Here is a 15,768-nt window from a genome sequence, read left to right as displayed (position 1 = left end):
TGGCATGACCTGGTCAAGGCTGTCATTCTCCGTTCAACGGCCGCACCCACCCCCCACGTTCTCACCAAGCTGTGACGGTCTCGCACAGCTCTGCTCGTCCCGGTCAGTACACCCGTCTGCCCGGTCTGTCCTGGCCGCCCCCACGCGGCCGCAGCAGTAGGAGAACGAGTGAGACGCATCCCCCGCACATGGACCGCGGTCGGAGCCCTGGCCTCCACCGCGGCCCTCCTCGCCGTCGGCATCCAGTCGGTTCCGGCGAACGCCGCCCCCGCGGCTCCCCACCCCAGCCCCCTGCGCACCGGGGGCCTGGAGATGAAGCTGACCGGCGCGCAGCACAGCGCGCTGATCAAGAGCGCACAGCAGAAGACCGCGGCGACCGCCCGCTCCATAGGCCTCGGCGCCAAGGAGAAGCTCGTCGTCAAGGACGTCGTCAAGGACAACGACGGCACCGTGCACACCCGTTACGAGCGGACCTACGCCGGTCTGCCCGTCCTCGGCGGCGACCTGGTCGTGCACACTCCGCCCGCCTCTCTGGCCAAGGGCACGGTGAGCACGACCTTCAACAACAAGCACACCATCAAGGTCGCCTCGACCACGGCGACCTTCACCAAGTCGGCCGCCCAGGCCAAGGCCCTCATGACGGCGCGGGCCCTCGACGCCGAGCGGCCCTCCGCCGACAGTGCCCGCAAGGTGATCTGGGCGGGCGACGGCACCCCCAGGCTCGCCTGGGAGACGGTGGTCGGCGGACTGCAGGACGACGGCACACCGAGCCGGCTGCACGTCGTCACCGACGCCACCACCGGCAAGGAGCTCGGCCGGTTCCAGGACATCAAGACGGGCACCGGCCACACCCAGTACAGCGGCACGGTCACGCTGAACACCACGCTGTCCGGCTCGACGTACCAGCTGAACGACAGCACGCGCGGCGGCCACAAGACGTACAACCTCAACCGGGCCACCTCGGGCACCGGCACCCTGATGACCGACTCCGACGACGTCTGGGGGGACGGTACGGGGTCCAACACGCAGACCGCCGGCGCGGACGCGGCCTACGGCGCCCAGGAGACCTGGGACTTCTACAAGAACACCTTCGGCCGCAGCGGCATCAGGAACGACGGCGCCGCGGCCTACTCCCGGGTCCACTACAGCAGCGGCTACGTCAACGCCTTCTGGGACGACAGCTGCTTCTGCATGACCTACGGCGACGGCTCCGGCAACACCCACGCGCTGACCTCGCTCGACGTGGCCGGACACGAGATGAGCCACGGCGTCACCTCGAACACCGCGGGCCTCGACTACACCGGAGAATCGGGCGGGTTGAACGAGGCGACCTCCGACATCTTCGGCACCGGCGTGGAGTTCTACGCCAACAACAGCAGTGACGTCGGCGACTACCTCATCGGCGAGAAGATCGACATCAACGGCGACGGCTCGCCGCTGCGTTACATGGACAAGCCGAGCAAGGACGGCGGCTCCGCCGACAGTTGGTACTCGGGCGTCGGCAACCTCGACGTGCACTACTCCTCGGGTCCGGCGAACCACATGTTCTACCTGCTCTCCGAGGGCAGCGGCACCAAGACCATCAACGGCGTCACCTACAACAGCCCGACGTCCGACGGCGTCGCGGTCGCCGGCATCGGACGGGCCGCGGCCCTGCAGATCTGGTACAAGGCGCTGACGACGTACATGACGTCCAGCACCAACTACGCCGGAGCCCGCACCGCCGCCCTCAACGCGGCCGCCGCGCTGTACGGCACCAATTCCGTGCAGTACGCCGGGGTCGGCAACGCCTTCGCCGGCATCAACGTCGGCGGCCACATCACCGTGCCGAGCAACGGCGTCACGGTCACCAACCCGGGCAGCCAGTCCTCCACTGTCGGCACGGCGGTGAGCCTGCAGGTCTCCGCCAGCTCCACCAACGGCGGATCACTCACGTACGCCGCGAGCGGACTGCCCACGGGCCTGTCGATCAACAGCTCCACCGGTGTGATCTCCGGTACGCCGACGACGGCCGGCACCTACAGCACCACCGTCACGGTGACCGACAGCACCGGCGCCACCGGCACCGCGTCCTTCAGCTGGACGGTGAGTTCCACCGGCGGCGGCTGCACCTCCTCCCAGCTCCTGGGCAACCAGGGCTTCGAGTCGGGCAACACCGCCTGGACCGCGACCAGCGGCGTCATCACCAACGACAGCGGTGAGGCGGCGCACGGCGGCTCGTCCTACGCCTGGCTGGACGGCTACGGCACCACGCACACCGACACCCTCTCCCAGTCGGTGACCGTCCCGGCCGGCTGCAAGGCCACCTTCACCTTCTACCTGCACATCGACACCTCGGAGACCACCGGCAGTACTGCCTACGACAAGCTGACGGTCACCGCCGGATCCAAGACCCTGGCGACGTACTCGAACGTCAACGCCGCCTCGGGCTACGCCCAGAAGTCCTTCGACCTGTCCTCGTACGCCGGCTCCACCGTCACCCTGAAGTTCAGCGGCGCGGAGGACTCCTCGCTGCAGACCAGCTTCGTCGTCGACGACACCGCCGTCACCACGAGCTGATCTACTGCACGAGGTGCCATGCACCGAGCTGCACGCATGAAATGGACCTCACCACCCCGCACCGGAGCGGGGTGGTGAGGTCCGGCGTGTGTCAGTTCGTCAGTTCAGCGGGTCGAGCGTCAGGGTCGCCTGCTGCGGGCTGCCGTCGTGAACCAGGGACTCGTGGTTGCCGACGTCGTCGAAGGCGAACGCGTAGGCCTTGCCGTCGGCCATCTGCGCGTGGATGTTCTTGGCGTACTGGTTGGTCACGGAGTCCTTGTAGAAGTCCGCGTCCGAGGTGTCCGGCTGATTCGGGTTGGTCAGCAGGGTGGAGCGGTTGAAGGCCGCGCACAGGGTCCGCGAAATCGGTCCGCGCACCTGGTCGTTGGGCGCGTCCAGCAGCTTGTGGCACCCGAAGATGCTGTCCGCGTCGGGCTTCTGGAAGGTGGTGACGACCGAGCCCGAACTGTCGGTGAAGTTCATGACGTCACCCGAGACCTTGCCGAAGTACTTCGTGTCGGGCTTGTCGGCGAACGGCGTCACGGTCAGCGTCGTCGACGCGTACTTCTGCCAGACGCGGTTGATGTAGTCGTCCATCACGGTCTTCGGCAGGGCGCCGGTCTCCATGCCGTACCCGGGCGCCAGCGCACGCAGCACGGTGCCGTCGGACCCGGTCTGGATGAGCTTGTCCCAGCCGCCGCCCTGGCTCTTCAGCGCGTTGAAGAAGCCGTTGTAGCCGCCCGACTTGAGGTGCCCGGTGGTGGTCGTGTTGCCGTCGGCGCCCTGCACCCCGACCGCGTAGGGCGCGGAGAACATGTCCACCTGGGTGCTGTTGAGCCACAGGCCGGAGTCGTTCAGCGTGTACTCGGACCAGTTGAACAGCGTGTCGCGGTTGGGGTCGCTGGGGTTCTGCACGGCCGGCTGCACCAGACCGCCGGTGGCCAGTTTGAAGTCGAGCTTCTTGCCGTACGAGAAGTAGATCCGGCCGGAGAACTTGGGGATCTGGATCGTCTTCGACTGTCCGGACGCCGGACCGGCGATCGACGCGTCGGGCGCGGGGGTCGGCGGATTGCCACCCGCGGGCCATGCGTGGAACGTGCCGTCGCCGTCGGCCCAGCCCTGCTTGCCCGACGAGAGCTGGGTGCCGAGCGTGTAGATGTAAACGGGCTCGCTGCGACCGGAGTTGTTGGTGAGTTTCAGGGGGATGGTGTCGGGCACAGCGGCGTCCGCGGACGAGGGCGAGTGGAGCGCCAGGGCCCCGGCGATCAGCGCTGCCGCCGCTGTCGGGACCAGAAGCCGGTACTTGACTTTCCTTGCGTGCACGCGCACCTCCGTGGGGGGTTCAACACTTGTGGGGGGATTGCTCTCGAAGTTGGTCCGGACCGCCTTTGAGAGCGCTCTCAAACTGGCACTGAGGCGCGAGCATGTCAATAAGTTGAACGATGAGCGAGGTGAATGACGACGCCCGCGGGTCCGACCCGCGGGCGTAGGCGCCTGTTTGTCCGTCAGAACAGGCCGGTCGGCCTGGTTCAGAAGGACCAGTTCAGAAAGTCCGGTTCAGAAAGTCCGGTTCAGAAGGTCGAGCAGGGCCGCCCAGTGACGGTCGTCGGCCTCCTTGTCGTACTCGGCCGTGTCCGCCTGCGTGTACCCGTGGCGCGCACCGGGGTAGACCTCGCAGCGGTGCCGTACGCCTGCCTTCGTGAGGGTCTCCTCCAGGAGCTGCTGCTGCTCCGGCGGCATGGATCCGTCGTTGTCGGCGTGGGCGAAGTAGAGCTCGGCGGTGATGTTCCCCGCCACCAGGTGCGGGCTGTCCGGTGCGTCGGTCGCGAGCCGTCCGCCGTGGAAACCGGCCGCGGCGGCGACCCGGTCCGGGTAGGAGCCGGCCGTCAGCAGGGCGAGCCGAGCGCCCATGCAGTAGCCGGTCAGCGCGACCGGGCCGTCGGCGGCCAGCGGTGAGTCGGCCAGCCACTGGAGGTATGCGCCCGCGTCCCGCTTTGCGCGGTCGGGGGTGAGCGCCTGCATCGCCGGGCCGACCGTCTGGAAGATCTCCGGCCGCGCGGACACGTCGATGAACTCCGGGAGGTCGAAGACCGGCGTGCGGCCGTTCCGGTAGAAGACGTTGGGCACCAGGACCGTGTAGCCGGAACCGGCGAGCCGGTCGGCCATCGACCTCAGATGCGGACGCAGTCCGAAGGCGTCCTGGTAGAGCAGTACTGCGGGGTGGGGGAGGCCGTCATCGGGATGCGCGAGATAGGCGTCGGCGACGCCGTCCGCGGTGGTGATGTCAACGGCTGTTCCCTGTACGGAGGTCATGGGGGCTGCCTCTCTGCGCGCGCGGCGCCGACGTGCTGTGCGGCCCGACGGGCCGGGTGCGCATATCGTTGCACGTACCATCGACCCGTCGGAAAGGCCCCCCGCCCAAGGCGGAACGGCTCATTCGAAGCGTGACGTGTCCCCGGCCCCACGCCGTACGATCTCGGCCTCGCCGTCCGAGAAGTCGATGACCGTCGTCGGTTCCGTGCCGCAGTCCCCGGAGTCCACGACCGCGTCCAGCACATGGTCGAGACGGTCCTTGATCTCCCAGCCCTGGGTCATCGGCTCCTCCTCGTCGGGCAGGAGCAGCGTGCTGGACACCAGCGGCTCGCCGAGCTCGGTGAGCAGGGCCTGGGTGACGACGTGGTCGGGGATGCGCACGCCGACCGTCTTCTTCTTGGGGTGCTGCAGCACGCGCGGCACTTCCTTCGTCGCCGGCAGGATGAAGGTGTAACTGCCGGGCGTCGATGCCTTGATGGCGCGGAACACGTCGTTGTCGACGTGCACGAACTGGCCGAGCTGTGCGAAGTCCTGGCAGACGAGGGTGAAGTGGTGTCGGTGGTCCAGGTGGCGGATGGACCGGATCCGCTCGATGCCGTCACGGCTGCCCAACCGGCAGCCCAACGCATAACAGGAGTCTGTCGGGTACGCGATAAGGGCGTCGTCGCGGATGCTCTGGGCGATCTGGGAGATGGCACGCGGTTGGGGGTTGTCGGGGTGCACGTCGAAGTACTTCGCCATTCACCGAGCTTATGCCGTCCCGACCTTGGCGACGAACGCGGCGACGTTCGCCACCGTCCGCCGGATCTTCTCCTCCAGCGTGATCGTCTCGTGCAGCCGCGCACCGACTCCCGCGTCCCGCTTGCCCCGCACATACAGGGAGCAGGCGAGATCGCTGCAGATGTAGGCGCCCACCGAGTTGCCCTGCTGCCCGGCCTTCCCCGCCTTCGGCGCGACCATCAGCGAGACGCCGCCGGAGTGGGTGGTCAGGCACATCGAGCACATGCTGCGCCGCTGCTGTCCGACGGCGGAGCTCGCGCCGCGCAGGGCGACGGCCCTCGTCCGGCCGTCGTCCCCCGCGGTGACGAGGTAGGCGCGGCCGGGCGCCTGCGGGTCGCGCCAGCCGAGGAAGTCCAGGTCCTCCCACGGCTGCTCGGCCAGGTCGCGCGGGACGGACAGGCGCTTCGCCTCGCCCTTGGTGCAGTTGATGAAGGCTGCGCGGATCTCGCGCTCGGTCAGCGGTTCCATAACCTCAAGGTATTTTGCCTAAAGAGTTTAGGCAAATGCATAATGAGTTCTGGACGAGGTCGTGGCCGGAGAGAGGTGTAGCGGATGCGCGCAGGGCTGACCACGGAGCGTGTGGTGCGGGCGGGTGCGGAGCTGGCGGACGAGGTCGGCTTCGACCGGGTGACCGTCTCCGAGGTCGCACGGCGCTTCGACGTCAAGGTCGCGAGCCTGTACTCGCATGTGAAGAGCTCCCAGGACCTCAAGATCCGTATCGCCCTGTTCGCCCTGGAGGAACTCGCCGAGCGAGCCGCCGACGCCCTCGCGGGCCGCGCCGGGAAGGACGCCCTCGCCGCCTACGCCAACGCCTACCGCGACTACGCCAGGGAACACCCCGGACGCGCGGACGCCGCCCGGACCCGACTGGACCCCGAAACCGCGGCCGCCAGCGCGGGCGTACGGCACTCCCAGATGACCCGCGCGATCCTGCGCGGCTACGACCTGGCGGAACCCGACCAGACCCACGCCGTCCGGCTCCTCGGCGGCGTCTTCCAGGGCTACGTCAGCCTCGAGATGAGCGGCAGCTTCAGCCACAGCGCCCCCGACCCGGAGGTCAGCTGGGCACGCGTCCTCGACGCGCTCGACGCCCTGCTGCGCAACTGGCCCACCGACCCCGCCCGACGACCGTGAGGCTGAGGACACCGATGCACACCACGTACGACTGGATCACCACGCCCCTCACCGCGGCTCTGCTGCGCGGTGCCATCGACGTGGAGCGGACCGGGCGTGGCCTGCTCCCGCACCGGCTCCCCGCGTGGGCGCGCGCCCAGTGCACCGATCCGCAGCTCGCCATGGCCGAGTCCCAGCCCTCCGGCGTACGACTGGCCTTCCGCACCCGCGCGACGGCCGCCGAACTGGACACCGTGCCCACCAAGCGCCTCTACGTCGGCGCCCCCTCCCGTCCCGACGGCGTGTACGAACTCCTCGTGGACGGTCGCCCGGCGGGCCGGGGGAGCGTCGACGGCGGTGACACCGTCACCATCGACATGACCGCCGGAACCGCCGAAGTCACTGCCGGCGGCGTGGGCACGCTGCGCTTCACCGGCCTGTCCGACGAGGCCAAGAACGTGGAGATCTGGCTGCCGCACAACGAGACCACCGAACTGGTCGCCCTGCGTACCGACGCCCCCGTGGAGCCCGCCCCTCCGTCCGAGCGCAGGGTGTGGCTGCATCACGGCAGTTCGATCAGCCACGGCTCCGACGCCGCGGGCCCCACCACCACCTGGCCGGCCTTCGCCGCCTCGCTCGGTGGCGTGGAGCTGGTCAACCTGGGGCTGGGCGGCAGCGCCCTGCTCGACCCGTTCACCGCCCGCACGATGCGCGACACCCCCGCCGACCTCATCAGCGTCAAGATCGGCATCAACCTAGTCAACACCGACCTGATGCGGCTGCGCGCCTTCACTCCCGCCGTCCACGGCTTCCTCGACACCGTCCGCGAGGGCCACCCCACGGCACCGCTGCTGGTCGTCTCGCCCATCCTGTGCCCCATCCACGAGGAGACGCCCGGTCCGACCGTCCTGGATTTCAGCACCCTGGGCGACGGCCGGCTCCAGTTCCACGCCATGGGCGATCCGGCGGAACGCGCCGACGGAAAGCTGAGCCTGGGCGTCATCCGCGACGAGCTGGCCCGCATCGTGACGCAGCGCGCGACCGAGGACCCGAACCTGCACTACCTCGACGGCCGTGACCTGTACGGGGACGGCGACGCCGTCGAACTGCCGCTGCCCGACCAGCTCCATCCGGACGCCGCCACCCATGTGCGGATGGGCGAGCGGTTCGCCGAGCGGGTCTTCACCGGGGGTGGGGCCTTCGCCGACCGGCGCGTCTGAGACGCCACATCCTCGTCGCCTCCTCAGCGCCTGTGTGCCGTACAGGCGCCGTACTCGTGTCACCACCGGGTACACGTGAGGTAACGTCCCCGACCGATATGCCTAGGTCGATGCGATGGACGAGGAGAAGGCCGAAATGGGTGCCGGAACGGACGGGACCGGCCGTGCGCAGGTGACGGATGCCGAGAGCGCGAGGTGGGCGCGGGAACTGCTCGACCATCTCCGTCCGACCGGCCGGGACATCCGCCGACTGGTCGGCTGGCTCGCGGACACGGTCGGCGGGACGGCCTGTCTGCAGGACGACACCGGACAGGTCCTCGCCGGGACGCCGACCCCGCTGGACGAGCACCTCGTCGCGGACCTCGTCTCCGGCCGGATCGCCTCCGCCGCCTGGGACGACGAGGGGCGCCATCTGCGGCTCGTCGGAGTGCGCCAGCCGCACCTCGCCTCGGCCGGTGTGCTGGCGGTCTCCCGGACCGCCCCCTTCGACCGGCGGGCCGCCGACATCGTCATCCACACCGCCCAGGTCGTCGAACTCCTGCTCAGGGCACGTGAGTCGAGCGAGGCGGGACAGCGGCTGCGGCGCGCGACCTCCGATCTCCGCCTCGCCATCCTGCAACTGCTGATGGTCGAGGACACCGTCTCCGCCCGCCGCGTCGCGGCCGGCCTGTGGCCCGGCCTCCTCGACACCGACACCGCCTGTGTCTACGTCCTCGAGAGCAGCGCCCAGGAACGCGACCACATCGCGGAGGAGTGCCTGACCGCGACGGAGGAGCAGGCGCTGGTCGTGCGCTGCCCCGCCGTCGACGCCCACGTCATCGTCGTCGCCCCCCATGACGCCGGCGCCGGAGAGCTGCGGCTGCTGGTCGGCCGCAGACCCGGCACCTATCTCGGCGGCAGCGCCCCGCAAAGTCTGGTGCGCACCGCCACCGCCTACGGCCAGGCCGTCAGCGCACTTGCCGTCGCCCGCTTCCGGCCCGACCAGCAGGCCGTGTACGCCGAGCGCACCCACCCCGAGCGCCTGATGGACCCGGCGGTGCTGCTCGACTGGACGGTGAGCGTCCTGCGCCCGCTCGACACCCTGGCGCACCACACCCGGGCGGAACTCCTCGCCACCACCAGGCTCGGCCTGGAGTTCACCGCGGTGAACACGGCCAAGGTCCTCGGCGTCAGCCGCAACACCGTCCGCGCCCGCATGGACCGGGTGGAGTCCCTGCTGCACACGGACTTCTCCGACCTCGTGGTACGCGCCGTCGTCCATCTCGCGATCAACACCCGGGTCGGCCTGTCCGAGGATGCACACGGCAGTGGTCCCGCAGGGGACGCGAGCGCACGGCTCGCCGACCTGCTCGCCGGTCCCGCACTGCGCACCTGGGCACAGGGTCTGCTCGGCCGCCTGGAGGGCGACGCCCGTGATCTACGGCGAACGCTGCGCACCTGGATCGCCGCCGGGGGCAACGCCGAGCGCGCCGCGCACATCCTCGGCGTGCACGCGCAGACGGTGCGCGAGCATGTGCGCAGCGCGGAGCCCGTTCTCGAACGCCAGCTGCTCGCCTCGGGCAGCGATCTCTACGAGGTCGTACTCGCCCACCTGGCCCTCGGCGAACTCGACCCACCGGAACTCCACCCGACGAACCAGGATCTTCCGGACTCACCTGTGCACGGCTGAGTCCTGCGGACTTCTCAGCGGGCATCGACGCAGTTCACAACCGGTCCGATCGACACGTAGGTTCGACGAGCCGCGGGGGTCACGACCGGAACGGGGGACCGGTCGGGCCCCCCTCGGCGTTTTGCGCCCCCAGGGCCCGTCTCTCGGCCGTCGGCCCGGGCGATCAGCGGCCCAGCTTGGCCTTCACGCCGCCGACCGTCGCCGCGGGCCGGGCCGTGGCCCGCATCGACCGGCCCACCAGATGTGCCTCCCTGCGCAGGTCATGGGCGGCGTGGCGGCCGCGCCAGGCCAGCGAGGGGGCGCCGGCGGTGTCGTCGGCCGCGATCAGCAGGCCGCCGAGCATCGACAGGTTCTTCAGGAAGTGGATCCGCTGCTGAGCGCGCTCGTCCGGGTCGTCCGCCTCCCAGAAACGGTGACCCGCAAGGGTGGTCGGCACCAGCGTGGCCGCGATGGCGAGTGCCGCCGGGCGGGGCAGCCGCCCACTTCCCAGCAGCAGACCCGCCACCAGCTGAACGGCACCGTTGAGCCGTACGACCTGCTCGGTGCGGTCGGGGAGCTGGGGCACCCGCTCGGTGACCGGCTGGACGACGGGCTCCGCAGCGGGCGCGACCTGTTCGGGAGCGCGCAGCGAGTTCATACCGCCCGCCACGAACATGGAGGCGAGCATGGGTCGGCCGACCAGACGCAGGAGACTCATGAGCCTCTCCTCGGAGTGTGGGGATGTACAGGGACCCACCGGGTTCCCGAGTGGCTGTGGTCGATGCCACGTAGCCGGACGCGGCGTGGGCATGGTCGTCGACCCGGAGGCACGGCTACCGTTTTTTCACGGTTCCTGTTCCCCCTCATGCAATACGGACGGCCCCGCAGTGCTCGCAGACCTCTCCCCGCTCATCGCGGCGACCGCCCAGTGGCTGACCTGCGCCTACCCCTCGACGGGCGGCGCGCTGGCCGCGACCCTGTGCGAGGTGCAGGCCCGCCAGGCCGTCACGGTCGCGGCATGGCTGCGCTATCCCACCCCGGCGGACGCGGCACTCGTCGGCATCGCGGGCTCCGGCGGCTCGGCCCGCCTCGACCGGATCTCCGGCGCCGACGACCCCCTCGGCCACGACTCGGACGCCGACGCCTGGCGCACCTGGGTCGACGAGGTCGTGGCGAGCTGGGCGGCCTGTCTGCTGACCGATCCCGAACTGGCCCGCCTCGCGGTGGCCGGCCTCGCCCAGGGCGGGCGCGCCGCCGGTGATCCCGTCAGGTTCCGGCGCCTAGTCGCGCCCGACGAGACCGACCGGCGCGCGGCCGCGTTGCTGCGCCACCCGGACCTGCTCGCGCCCGTGAGCGCACTCCACCAGGACCGGCTCCTGGACCTGCTCAATCCGGGACAGGCGCTCACCGCCTGACGCGCGAGCCCCCCTCACGCCCCCTTGCCGCGGCCGCTGAGTGCGTCACGCATCCGGTCGACCAGCCCCGCACCCGGTGCCATCAGCTTGTTGGCCGGAGGGGTGTTCGGTGCCGAGGGATGCGGACGGGTCGGCGCCAGCTTCTTGGCCTGGCGGATCTTGTCGCCCAGTTCGTCGAGGGCTTCGGGCGTGCACGCCTCCCGCAGCCGGGGGAAGAGATTCCCCTCCTCGTCGGCGATGTGCGAGCGGACGTCACTCATCAACTGCCCGATGAGCCGGTCGAACTCGGCGTCATCGGCCTCGCAGCTCTCGAGATCCTTCATGATCTGCTCGGCCGTCGAGTGGTCCTCGATCTCCCGGTCCGCCAGGGCGTCGCCGTCGGGCAGGTGTTTCCGCGCCGCCGGGTACAGATACTCCTCCTCGGCCACGGAGTGCCGGACCAGCTCGATCGTGGCCTGGTCGGCGTACACCTTGCGGTTCTTGTCACCGGGCGGCAACGCCTCGATGCGGCCGAAGAGCTCCTCGACCTCGCGATGGTCGGTCATCAGCTCGTCGACGACGTTTCCACCATGTCCCATGCCTGTCACCTCCAGCCGGACGTGGCACATCCCGGTCCGGATCCGCCACGGCCCCCGGGTGCCCCGGCCCCCGAAGCGCTAACGCCCATTCAATGACTGGGGACCGATCCGTACTAATGACTGGCGACCGATCCGTTGCCCGTGAACGAGCCGTCAGCCGCCGATGGCGGCGAGCAGTTCCGCCCGTGAAGGGCCGGGCGGCAGGTCCTGTTCCACCTCGGGGACGAGACGCGCCACGGCGTCCGCGAGGGCGGGCGCCCGCAGCTCCTCCCGCGCGCCGGGCAGAAGGTGTGCTGCGGCCCGCTCCGCCCGCAGTGCGTCCGGGTCGCGCTGGGCCAGGCGTACGAGGGCACGGCTGCGGCTCCAGTCGGGATCGCGGTACGGCAGGCCGGCCGCGTGCGCGTCCATCTCGGCCAGCCGGTGATGCGTGTAGAACGTGGTCCGGCGGTAGACCGGGGCGAGGCCGTCGTTGGTCGCACGCCCGAACTCGGCCACCAGGTCCTCGGGTTCGCCGGTCCCCGTCCGCCGCAGGGCGTCACGCAGCACCAGACCGTGCTGCAGACTCATCGTCAGACCGCGGCCCACGGTCGGCACCGTGAAGGCCCAGGAGTCGCCGACCGCCACCACCCCGGTGACCAGGGGCTGTTCGGTGTCGTAGAGGTTCCTCTTCCGGTCGGACAGGCCCGCCATGATCCGCACACCGTCGGTCAAGGGGTGCCCGTCGAGCCAGAGTTCCGCGCCGGGGAACTGACGTACGGCCGCGCTCCAAGCGGCCTCCCGCCGCAGGAGATGCCGTAGTTGCAGGTCGTCGCCGCGGCTGACCAGGCAGACCGAGTAGCTGCCGTGGTCGGCCGGGATGCGCAGCAGGCCGAGCGAGCCGTGTTCCACCACCAGCGGGAAGGTGGAGGTCGGCAGGGCGCCGTCGGCCGAGCGGAAGTAGCGGCTGTAGTAGACGAATCCGCGCCGCCCGCGTTCCTCGCCCACCTCCCGCACGCCGATGTCCCGCAGCCAGGAGGGCAGTTGGGAGCGGCGCCCGGTGCAGTCGACGACGAGATCGGCAGTCAGCGTGCCCTCGTTCGTCTCCACTCCGGTGACATGGACGGGGCGCTGCCGACCGGAGCGGGCGCGACCGGAGGTCCCGGCGTCACCTGAGCTGTGCAGCCCTCGATTGGACCTGTGCAGCCCTCGGCAGGCCACGCCCCGCCGGATGTCGATGCCGGCCGCCTCGGCCGCCTCGGTCGCGGCCGCTTCGAGCAGGGAGCGCCTGGCGGCAAGGGTGTCGAACCGCTCGTCGCCGGCCCGGAGCGATCCGCGCAGTCCCGGCTCGGGCGCCACGACGTTCATACGGACAGCGCCGGCCGCCGTCATCCGCCCCACCAGCTCCGGCAGATGCGCCTCGGCCAGCTGAAGCCAGCGGGCGAGCGGGAGGTGGGTCTGCTGCATCTGCGGGATCCCGGGACGCCGCCAGCGCGACCACGCGGACTCCGCGTCCGCCGGCGCCCGGTGCGCATCCCGTTCCAGGACGGTCACCCGGTGGCCGTCCCCGGCGAGCAACAGGGCTGTCTGCAGGCCGCCGAGGGCAGCTCCGAGCACCAGGATCTTCGACATGGTGAGTTGTTTCCCCGGGATCGAGCGGATCGACCGGATCGAGTTAGTCGAGCGGACCGAGCGGATCGAGCGGGGGCCCGTCCGAGGTGCACGGTCATGCGGCAGGCGACGGCCGGGCGCGTCTGATATGCGTACTCGTCATGGACTTCACCGATGTCTCGCTGACCGCACTGCGTGTGCTGCGTGCGGTGGCCGAACAGGGAACCTTCACCGCGGCAGCTGCGTCGCTGGGATACACCCAGTCGGCGGTGTCGCGGCAGATCGCCGCGATCGAGCGCGCGGCGGGCGCGCAACTCCTGGAACGGCGGCGTGACGGCGTGCGGCTGACCGCGGCGGGCCGGGTCGTGATGCGCCGGGCGACGGTCGTGCTCGACGAGATCGAGGCCACCGCACGCGAGCTGTCCGGCCTGCCGGAACAGGCCGGCACGGTCCGCCTGGGATGGTTTCCCAGCGCCGGTGCCGTCCTGGTGCCCACGGCTTTGGCCGCGCTGCGCCGCACCGACCCCGGCCTCGATGTCGTCACACGGGAAGGCACCACCCCGGCACTGGTGCGCGCCCTGCGGGCCGGCAGCCTGGACCTGGCACTGCTCGCCTCGGCGCCGCCCTTTCGCCCGCCGGACACGGAATCGCCCCCGCTGGCGCTGCAGACGCTCACCGAACGGGCCCTGTGCCTCGCGGTGCCCGCCACGCACCCTCTCGCCCGCGGCGACTACGTCGACGTGGCCGATCTGCGCGGACAGCGCTGGGTCGCGAGCACCGGCTCCGGTGAGGACCGGCTGATGGGTGTGTGGCCGGGCCTGGACGAGCGGCCCGAGATCGCCCACACCGCGCGCGACTGGCTGGCCAAACTCCGTCTCGTCGGCGCCGGTTGCGGGCTGACCACCGTGCCCGCCTCTCTCGCCACCGCCGCACCTCCGGGCGTACGCATCCTGCCGGTCCGCGGCGGACCACAGGAACAGCGGCGCCTGCTGCTGGCGCGGCTGCCGCACCCGCCGGCCGAACCGGTCCTGCGCGTGGCAGCCGCCCTCCGCGCGTCCGCCCTCGACGCCGAAGCAACCGGCCCGGCGGCATGAAGCAGGGTCCGCGCAGCACGCGCGGACCCTGAGGCATGAGCGGTGTGCCGGTGTCAGGCGCGCGGCCGCTCGAAGGTGAGGAGGAGACCCTCGACCGCTCCGGGCCCTATGCGCCCCTTGACGTCGGCCGAGGTGATCGCCTTCAGGCCCCAGCCGTCCTCGGCATGCTTGTTGAGGACCTTCTCCAGCTTGTCGCTGTCCAGCGCGTCACCGATCAGCGACTCCCTGAACGAGACGACCTTGTACTCATAGCTGTAGGCGTGACTCATGGCTGCGGTGTCCTCCTGTACGTCGGCGGCGGTGCGGGCACCAGCCAATCACGGTGCGACGGTCCACGGCACAGCGGTTCGCCTTTAAAGGGCTACGGCTGATCCGCGACCAATCGGCTACGGCTGATCCGCGACCGATCGGCTACGGCTGCAGCGCGCGATCGGCTACGGCTGCTCCGCGACGGCTTCCGATCCACGAATGCGTCGCGGGAGAAGCCCCCCTGGACTACGGTCGACAGATGGCAACCTGGGACGAAGTCCGCAGCATCGCGCTCGGCCTCCCCGAGACCAGCGAACGGATCTCCCGTGAACTGCCGCAGTGGCGGGTCAAGGACAAACTGTTCGTCTGGGAACGGCCGCTGCGGGGCCCGGACCGCGAGGCGCTCGGCGATGCCGCACCCGACGGGCCGATCCTCGGCCTCCGGGTGGCGGACGTCGGCGTGAAAGAGGCGCTGGTGGCCGCCGACCCCGACGTCTACTTCACCACCCCGCACTTCGACGGCTATCCGGCGGTGTTGGTCCGCCTCGACCGGATCGGCTCCGCCGAGCTCAAGGAAGTGATCACGGAGGCATGGCTCGTACAGGCCCCGAAACGGCTGGCCGCGCACTTCCTCGGCACGCGCGGCTCATGAGCCCGCTCAGCGGGCGCGGGTCCCGCCCTGCGGTTCGCCGGTGATCGTTTTTTCGGGGTACGGCCACTGCGCGAGGGAGATCATCCGCATCACACGGTGCATGAGGTAGCCCGCCAGCGGCAGTTCGCCGAACACCGCGAGCGCCGCCGCCGGCCACACCTCGGAGGTGCCGAAGGAGAGCGAGACGTCGAACCACGCGTCACCGATCAACAGCACCGCCGTCGCCAGCCCCGCCACGATCACGGCGCGGTGCCGCAGCCAGCCGAGCAGCACCGTCGAGGCCATCGCGATCAGAAGCAGGACGTCGAATCCCACCCAGGCCACACGCCAGTGGTGCACCTTGTAGCCGGACGGCAGCGTCAGCGCGAGCAGTACGGTCCACGGGACGAGCGCGACGGCGCACACCGTCAGCAGTTCCAGGGTGTGCCGTCGGTGCCGGCGGATCCGTTCGAGCAGCTCGGGCGACGCGCCGGGAGCGGCCCCTTGCGGACTGCCGGCCTTCAGGTCGCTCACGTCGCCTGCTCCGTTCGCTCTGCGGTGCCCGCATGACTCCTGGGATGCGGGGCTGATCAGGTGTCTAG

At 70.4% G+C, this 15,768-nt stretch carries 16 protein-coding genes; 7 read left to right on the top strand and 9 right to left on the bottom strand.

The features are described 5' to 3' along the window. Window positions 1-168: 168 nt before the first annotated feature. Window positions 169-2,559, top strand: a complete 2,391-nt coding sequence (locus tag JYK17_RS06860) for a M4 family metallopeptidase (protein ID WP_222810016.1) — start codon at window positions 169-171, stop codon at window positions 2,557-2,559. 99 nt (window positions 2,560-2,658) lie between these two features. Here JYK17_RS06860 and JYK17_RS06855 read toward each other — a convergent pair whose 3' ends face one another. From JYK17_RS06855 to JYK17_RS06840, 4 genes are all read right to left on the bottom strand, one after another. Next, window positions 2,659-3,861 carry a glycoside hydrolase family 64 protein gene (locus tag JYK17_RS06855; protein ID WP_222810015.1) on the bottom strand — a complete coding sequence of 401 codons (1,203 nt, stop codon included), beginning with the start codon at window positions 3,859-3,861 and terminating at the stop codon, window positions 2,659-2,661. 234 nt (window positions 3,862-4,095) lie between these two features. Next, window positions 4,096-4,851, bottom strand: a complete 756-nt coding sequence (locus JYK17_RS06850) for a dienelactone hydrolase family protein (RefSeq protein WP_108014981.1) — start codon at window positions 4,849-4,851, stop codon at window positions 4,096-4,098. Window positions 4,852-4,971: 120 nt separating this feature from the next. Continuing rightward, window positions 4,972-5,592 carry an L-threonylcarbamoyladenylate synthase gene (locus tag JYK17_RS06845; RefSeq protein ID WP_222810014.1) on the bottom strand — a complete coding sequence of 207 codons (621 nt, stop codon included), beginning with the start codon at window positions 5,590-5,592 and terminating at the stop codon, window positions 4,972-4,974. A 9-nt stretch (window positions 5,593-5,601) separates the two neighbouring features. After that, window positions 5,602-6,099, bottom strand: a complete 498-nt coding sequence (locus tag JYK17_RS06840) for an FBP domain-containing protein (RefSeq protein ID WP_108014982.1) — start codon at window positions 6,097-6,099, stop codon at window positions 5,602-5,604. Window positions 6,100-6,183: 84 nt separating this feature from the next. On the opposite strand from JYK17_RS06840, the gene JYK17_RS06835 reads away from it, so the two are divergent. The 3 genes from JYK17_RS06835 to JYK17_RS06825 all read left to right on the top strand — a co-directional run bounded on the left by JYK17_RS06835 (window position 6,184) and on the right by JYK17_RS06825 (window position 9,633). Further along, window positions 6,184-6,765 (top strand): TetR/AcrR family transcriptional regulator, encoded by a 582-nt coding sequence (locus tag JYK17_RS06835; protein ID WP_108014983.1) that lies wholly within the window; start codon window positions 6,184-6,186, stop codon window positions 6,763-6,765. A 14-nt stretch (window positions 6,766-6,779) separates the two neighbouring features. Further along, window positions 6,780-7,964 (top strand): GDSL-type esterase/lipase family protein, encoded by a 1,185-nt coding sequence (locus JYK17_RS06830; RefSeq protein ID WP_222810013.1) that lies wholly within the window; start codon window positions 6,780-6,782, stop codon window positions 7,962-7,964. A gap of 136 nt (window positions 7,965-8,100) precedes the next feature. Next, on the top strand, window positions 8,101-9,633 hold the full coding sequence (locus JYK17_RS06825; protein ID WP_108015147.1) for a helix-turn-helix domain-containing protein: 1,533 nt from the start codon (window positions 8,101-8,103) through the stop codon (window positions 9,631-9,633). Between the two features lie 163 nt (window positions 9,634-9,796). Here the strand turns inward: JYK17_RS06825 and JYK17_RS06820 are convergent, their stop codons facing one another. Then, window positions 9,797-10,330 carry a DoxX family protein gene (locus JYK17_RS06820; RefSeq protein WP_108014985.1) on the bottom strand — a complete coding sequence of 178 codons (534 nt, stop codon included), beginning with the start codon at window positions 10,328-10,330 and terminating at the stop codon, window positions 9,797-9,799. Window positions 10,331-10,499: 169 nt separating this feature from the next. Between JYK17_RS06820 and JYK17_RS06815 the strand changes: the two genes are divergently transcribed. After that, entirely contained in the window at window positions 10,500-11,027 is a 528-nt protein-coding gene (locus JYK17_RS06815) for a hypothetical protein (RefSeq protein WP_222810012.1), read from the top strand. Window positions 11,028-11,041: 14 nt separating this feature from the next. Here JYK17_RS06815 and JYK17_RS06810 read toward each other — a convergent pair whose 3' ends face one another. Continuing rightward, window positions 11,042-11,605 carry a hemerythrin domain-containing protein gene (locus JYK17_RS06810; RefSeq protein WP_222810011.1) on the bottom strand — a complete coding sequence of 188 codons (564 nt, stop codon included), beginning with the start codon at window positions 11,603-11,605 and terminating at the stop codon, window positions 11,042-11,044. A 153-nt stretch (window positions 11,606-11,758) separates the two neighbouring features. Further along, a complete protein-coding gene (locus tag JYK17_RS06805; RefSeq protein ID WP_222810010.1) occupies window positions 11,759-13,213 on the bottom strand; it encodes an FAD-dependent monooxygenase family protein in 1,455 nt (484 codons plus the stop codon). Window positions 13,214-13,353: 140 nt separating this feature from the next. On the opposite strand from JYK17_RS06805, the gene JYK17_RS06800 reads away from it, so the two are divergent. After that, a complete protein-coding gene (locus JYK17_RS06800) occupies window positions 13,354-14,286 on the top strand; it encodes a LysR family transcriptional regulator (RefSeq protein WP_128804141.1) in 933 nt (310 codons plus the stop codon). 53 nt (window positions 14,287-14,339) lie between these two features. Here the strand turns inward: JYK17_RS06800 and JYK17_RS06795 are convergent, their stop codons facing one another. Further along, window positions 14,340-14,555, bottom strand: a complete 216-nt coding sequence (locus tag JYK17_RS06795) for a DUF4177 domain-containing protein (protein ID WP_108014990.1) — start codon at window positions 14,553-14,555, stop codon at window positions 14,340-14,342. Window positions 14,556-14,794: 239 nt separating this feature from the next. Between JYK17_RS06795 and JYK17_RS06790 the strand changes: the two genes are divergently transcribed. Beyond that, window positions 14,795-15,187: an MmcQ/YjbR family DNA-binding protein gene (locus JYK17_RS06790; RefSeq protein ID WP_222810009.1), complete on the top strand. Its 393-nt coding sequence runs from the start codon at window positions 14,795-14,797 to the stop codon at window positions 15,185-15,187. Window positions 15,188-15,193: 6 nt separating this feature from the next. Here JYK17_RS06790 and JYK17_RS06785 read toward each other — a convergent pair whose 3' ends face one another. Beyond that, a complete protein-coding gene (locus JYK17_RS06785) occupies window positions 15,194-15,700 on the bottom strand; it encodes a hypothetical protein (RefSeq protein WP_108014992.1) in 507 nt (168 codons plus the stop codon). Window positions 15,701-15,768: the final 68 nt, after the last annotated feature.

The sequence above is a fragment of the Streptomyces plumbidurans genome, from assembly GCF_019857225.1.
GTDB lineage: Bacteria > Actinomycetota > Actinomycetes > Streptomycetales > Streptomycetaceae > Streptomyces > Streptomyces plumbidurans.
This window is presented reverse-complemented; position numbering and strand designations above follow the sequence as displayed.

Excerpts from the sequence above, each read along its gene's own strand:
- JYK17_RS06850 (WP_108014981.1), bottom strand. The coding sequence starts at position 4,851 with ATGACCTCCGTACAGGGAACAGCCGTTGACATCACCACCGCGGACGGC.
- JYK17_RS06845 (WP_222810014.1), bottom strand. The coding sequence starts at position 5,592 with ATGGCGAAGTACTTCGACGTGCACCCCGACAACCCCCAACCGCGTGCC.
- JYK17_RS06840 (WP_108014982.1), bottom strand. The coding sequence starts at position 6,099 with ATGGAACCGCTGACCGAGCGCGAGATCCGCGCAGCCTTCATCAACTGC.
- JYK17_RS06835 (WP_108014983.1), top strand. The coding sequence starts at position 6,184 with ATGCGCGCAGGGCTGACCACGGAGCGTGTGGTGCGGGCGGGTGCGGAG.
- JYK17_RS06830 (WP_222810013.1), top strand. The coding sequence starts at position 6,780 with ATGCACACCACGTACGACTGGATCACCACGCCCCTCACCGCGGCTCTG.
- JYK17_RS06825 (WP_108015147.1), top strand. The coding sequence starts at position 8,101 with ATGGGTGCCGGAACGGACGGGACCGGCCGTGCGCAGGTGACGGATGCC.
- JYK17_RS06820 (WP_108014985.1), bottom strand. The coding sequence starts at position 10,330 with ATGAGTCTCCTGCGTCTGGTCGGCCGACCCATGCTCGCCTCCATGTTC.
- JYK17_RS06810 (WP_222810011.1), bottom strand. The coding sequence starts at position 11,605 with ATGGGACATGGTGGAAACGTCGTCGACGAGCTGATGACCGACCATCGC.
- JYK17_RS06805 (WP_222810010.1), bottom strand. The coding sequence starts at position 13,213 with ATGTCGAAGATCCTGGTGCTCGGAGCTGCCCTCGGCGGCCTGCAGACA.
- JYK17_RS06800 (WP_128804141.1), top strand. The coding sequence starts at position 13,354 with ATGGACTTCACCGATGTCTCGCTGACCGCACTGCGTGTGCTGCGTGCG.
- JYK17_RS06795 (WP_108014990.1), bottom strand. The coding sequence starts at position 14,555 with ATGAGTCACGCCTACAGCTATGAGTACAAGGTCGTCTCGTTCAGGGAG.
- JYK17_RS06790 (WP_222810009.1), top strand. The coding sequence starts at position 14,795 with ATGGCAACCTGGGACGAAGTCCGCAGCATCGCGCTCGGCCTCCCCGAG.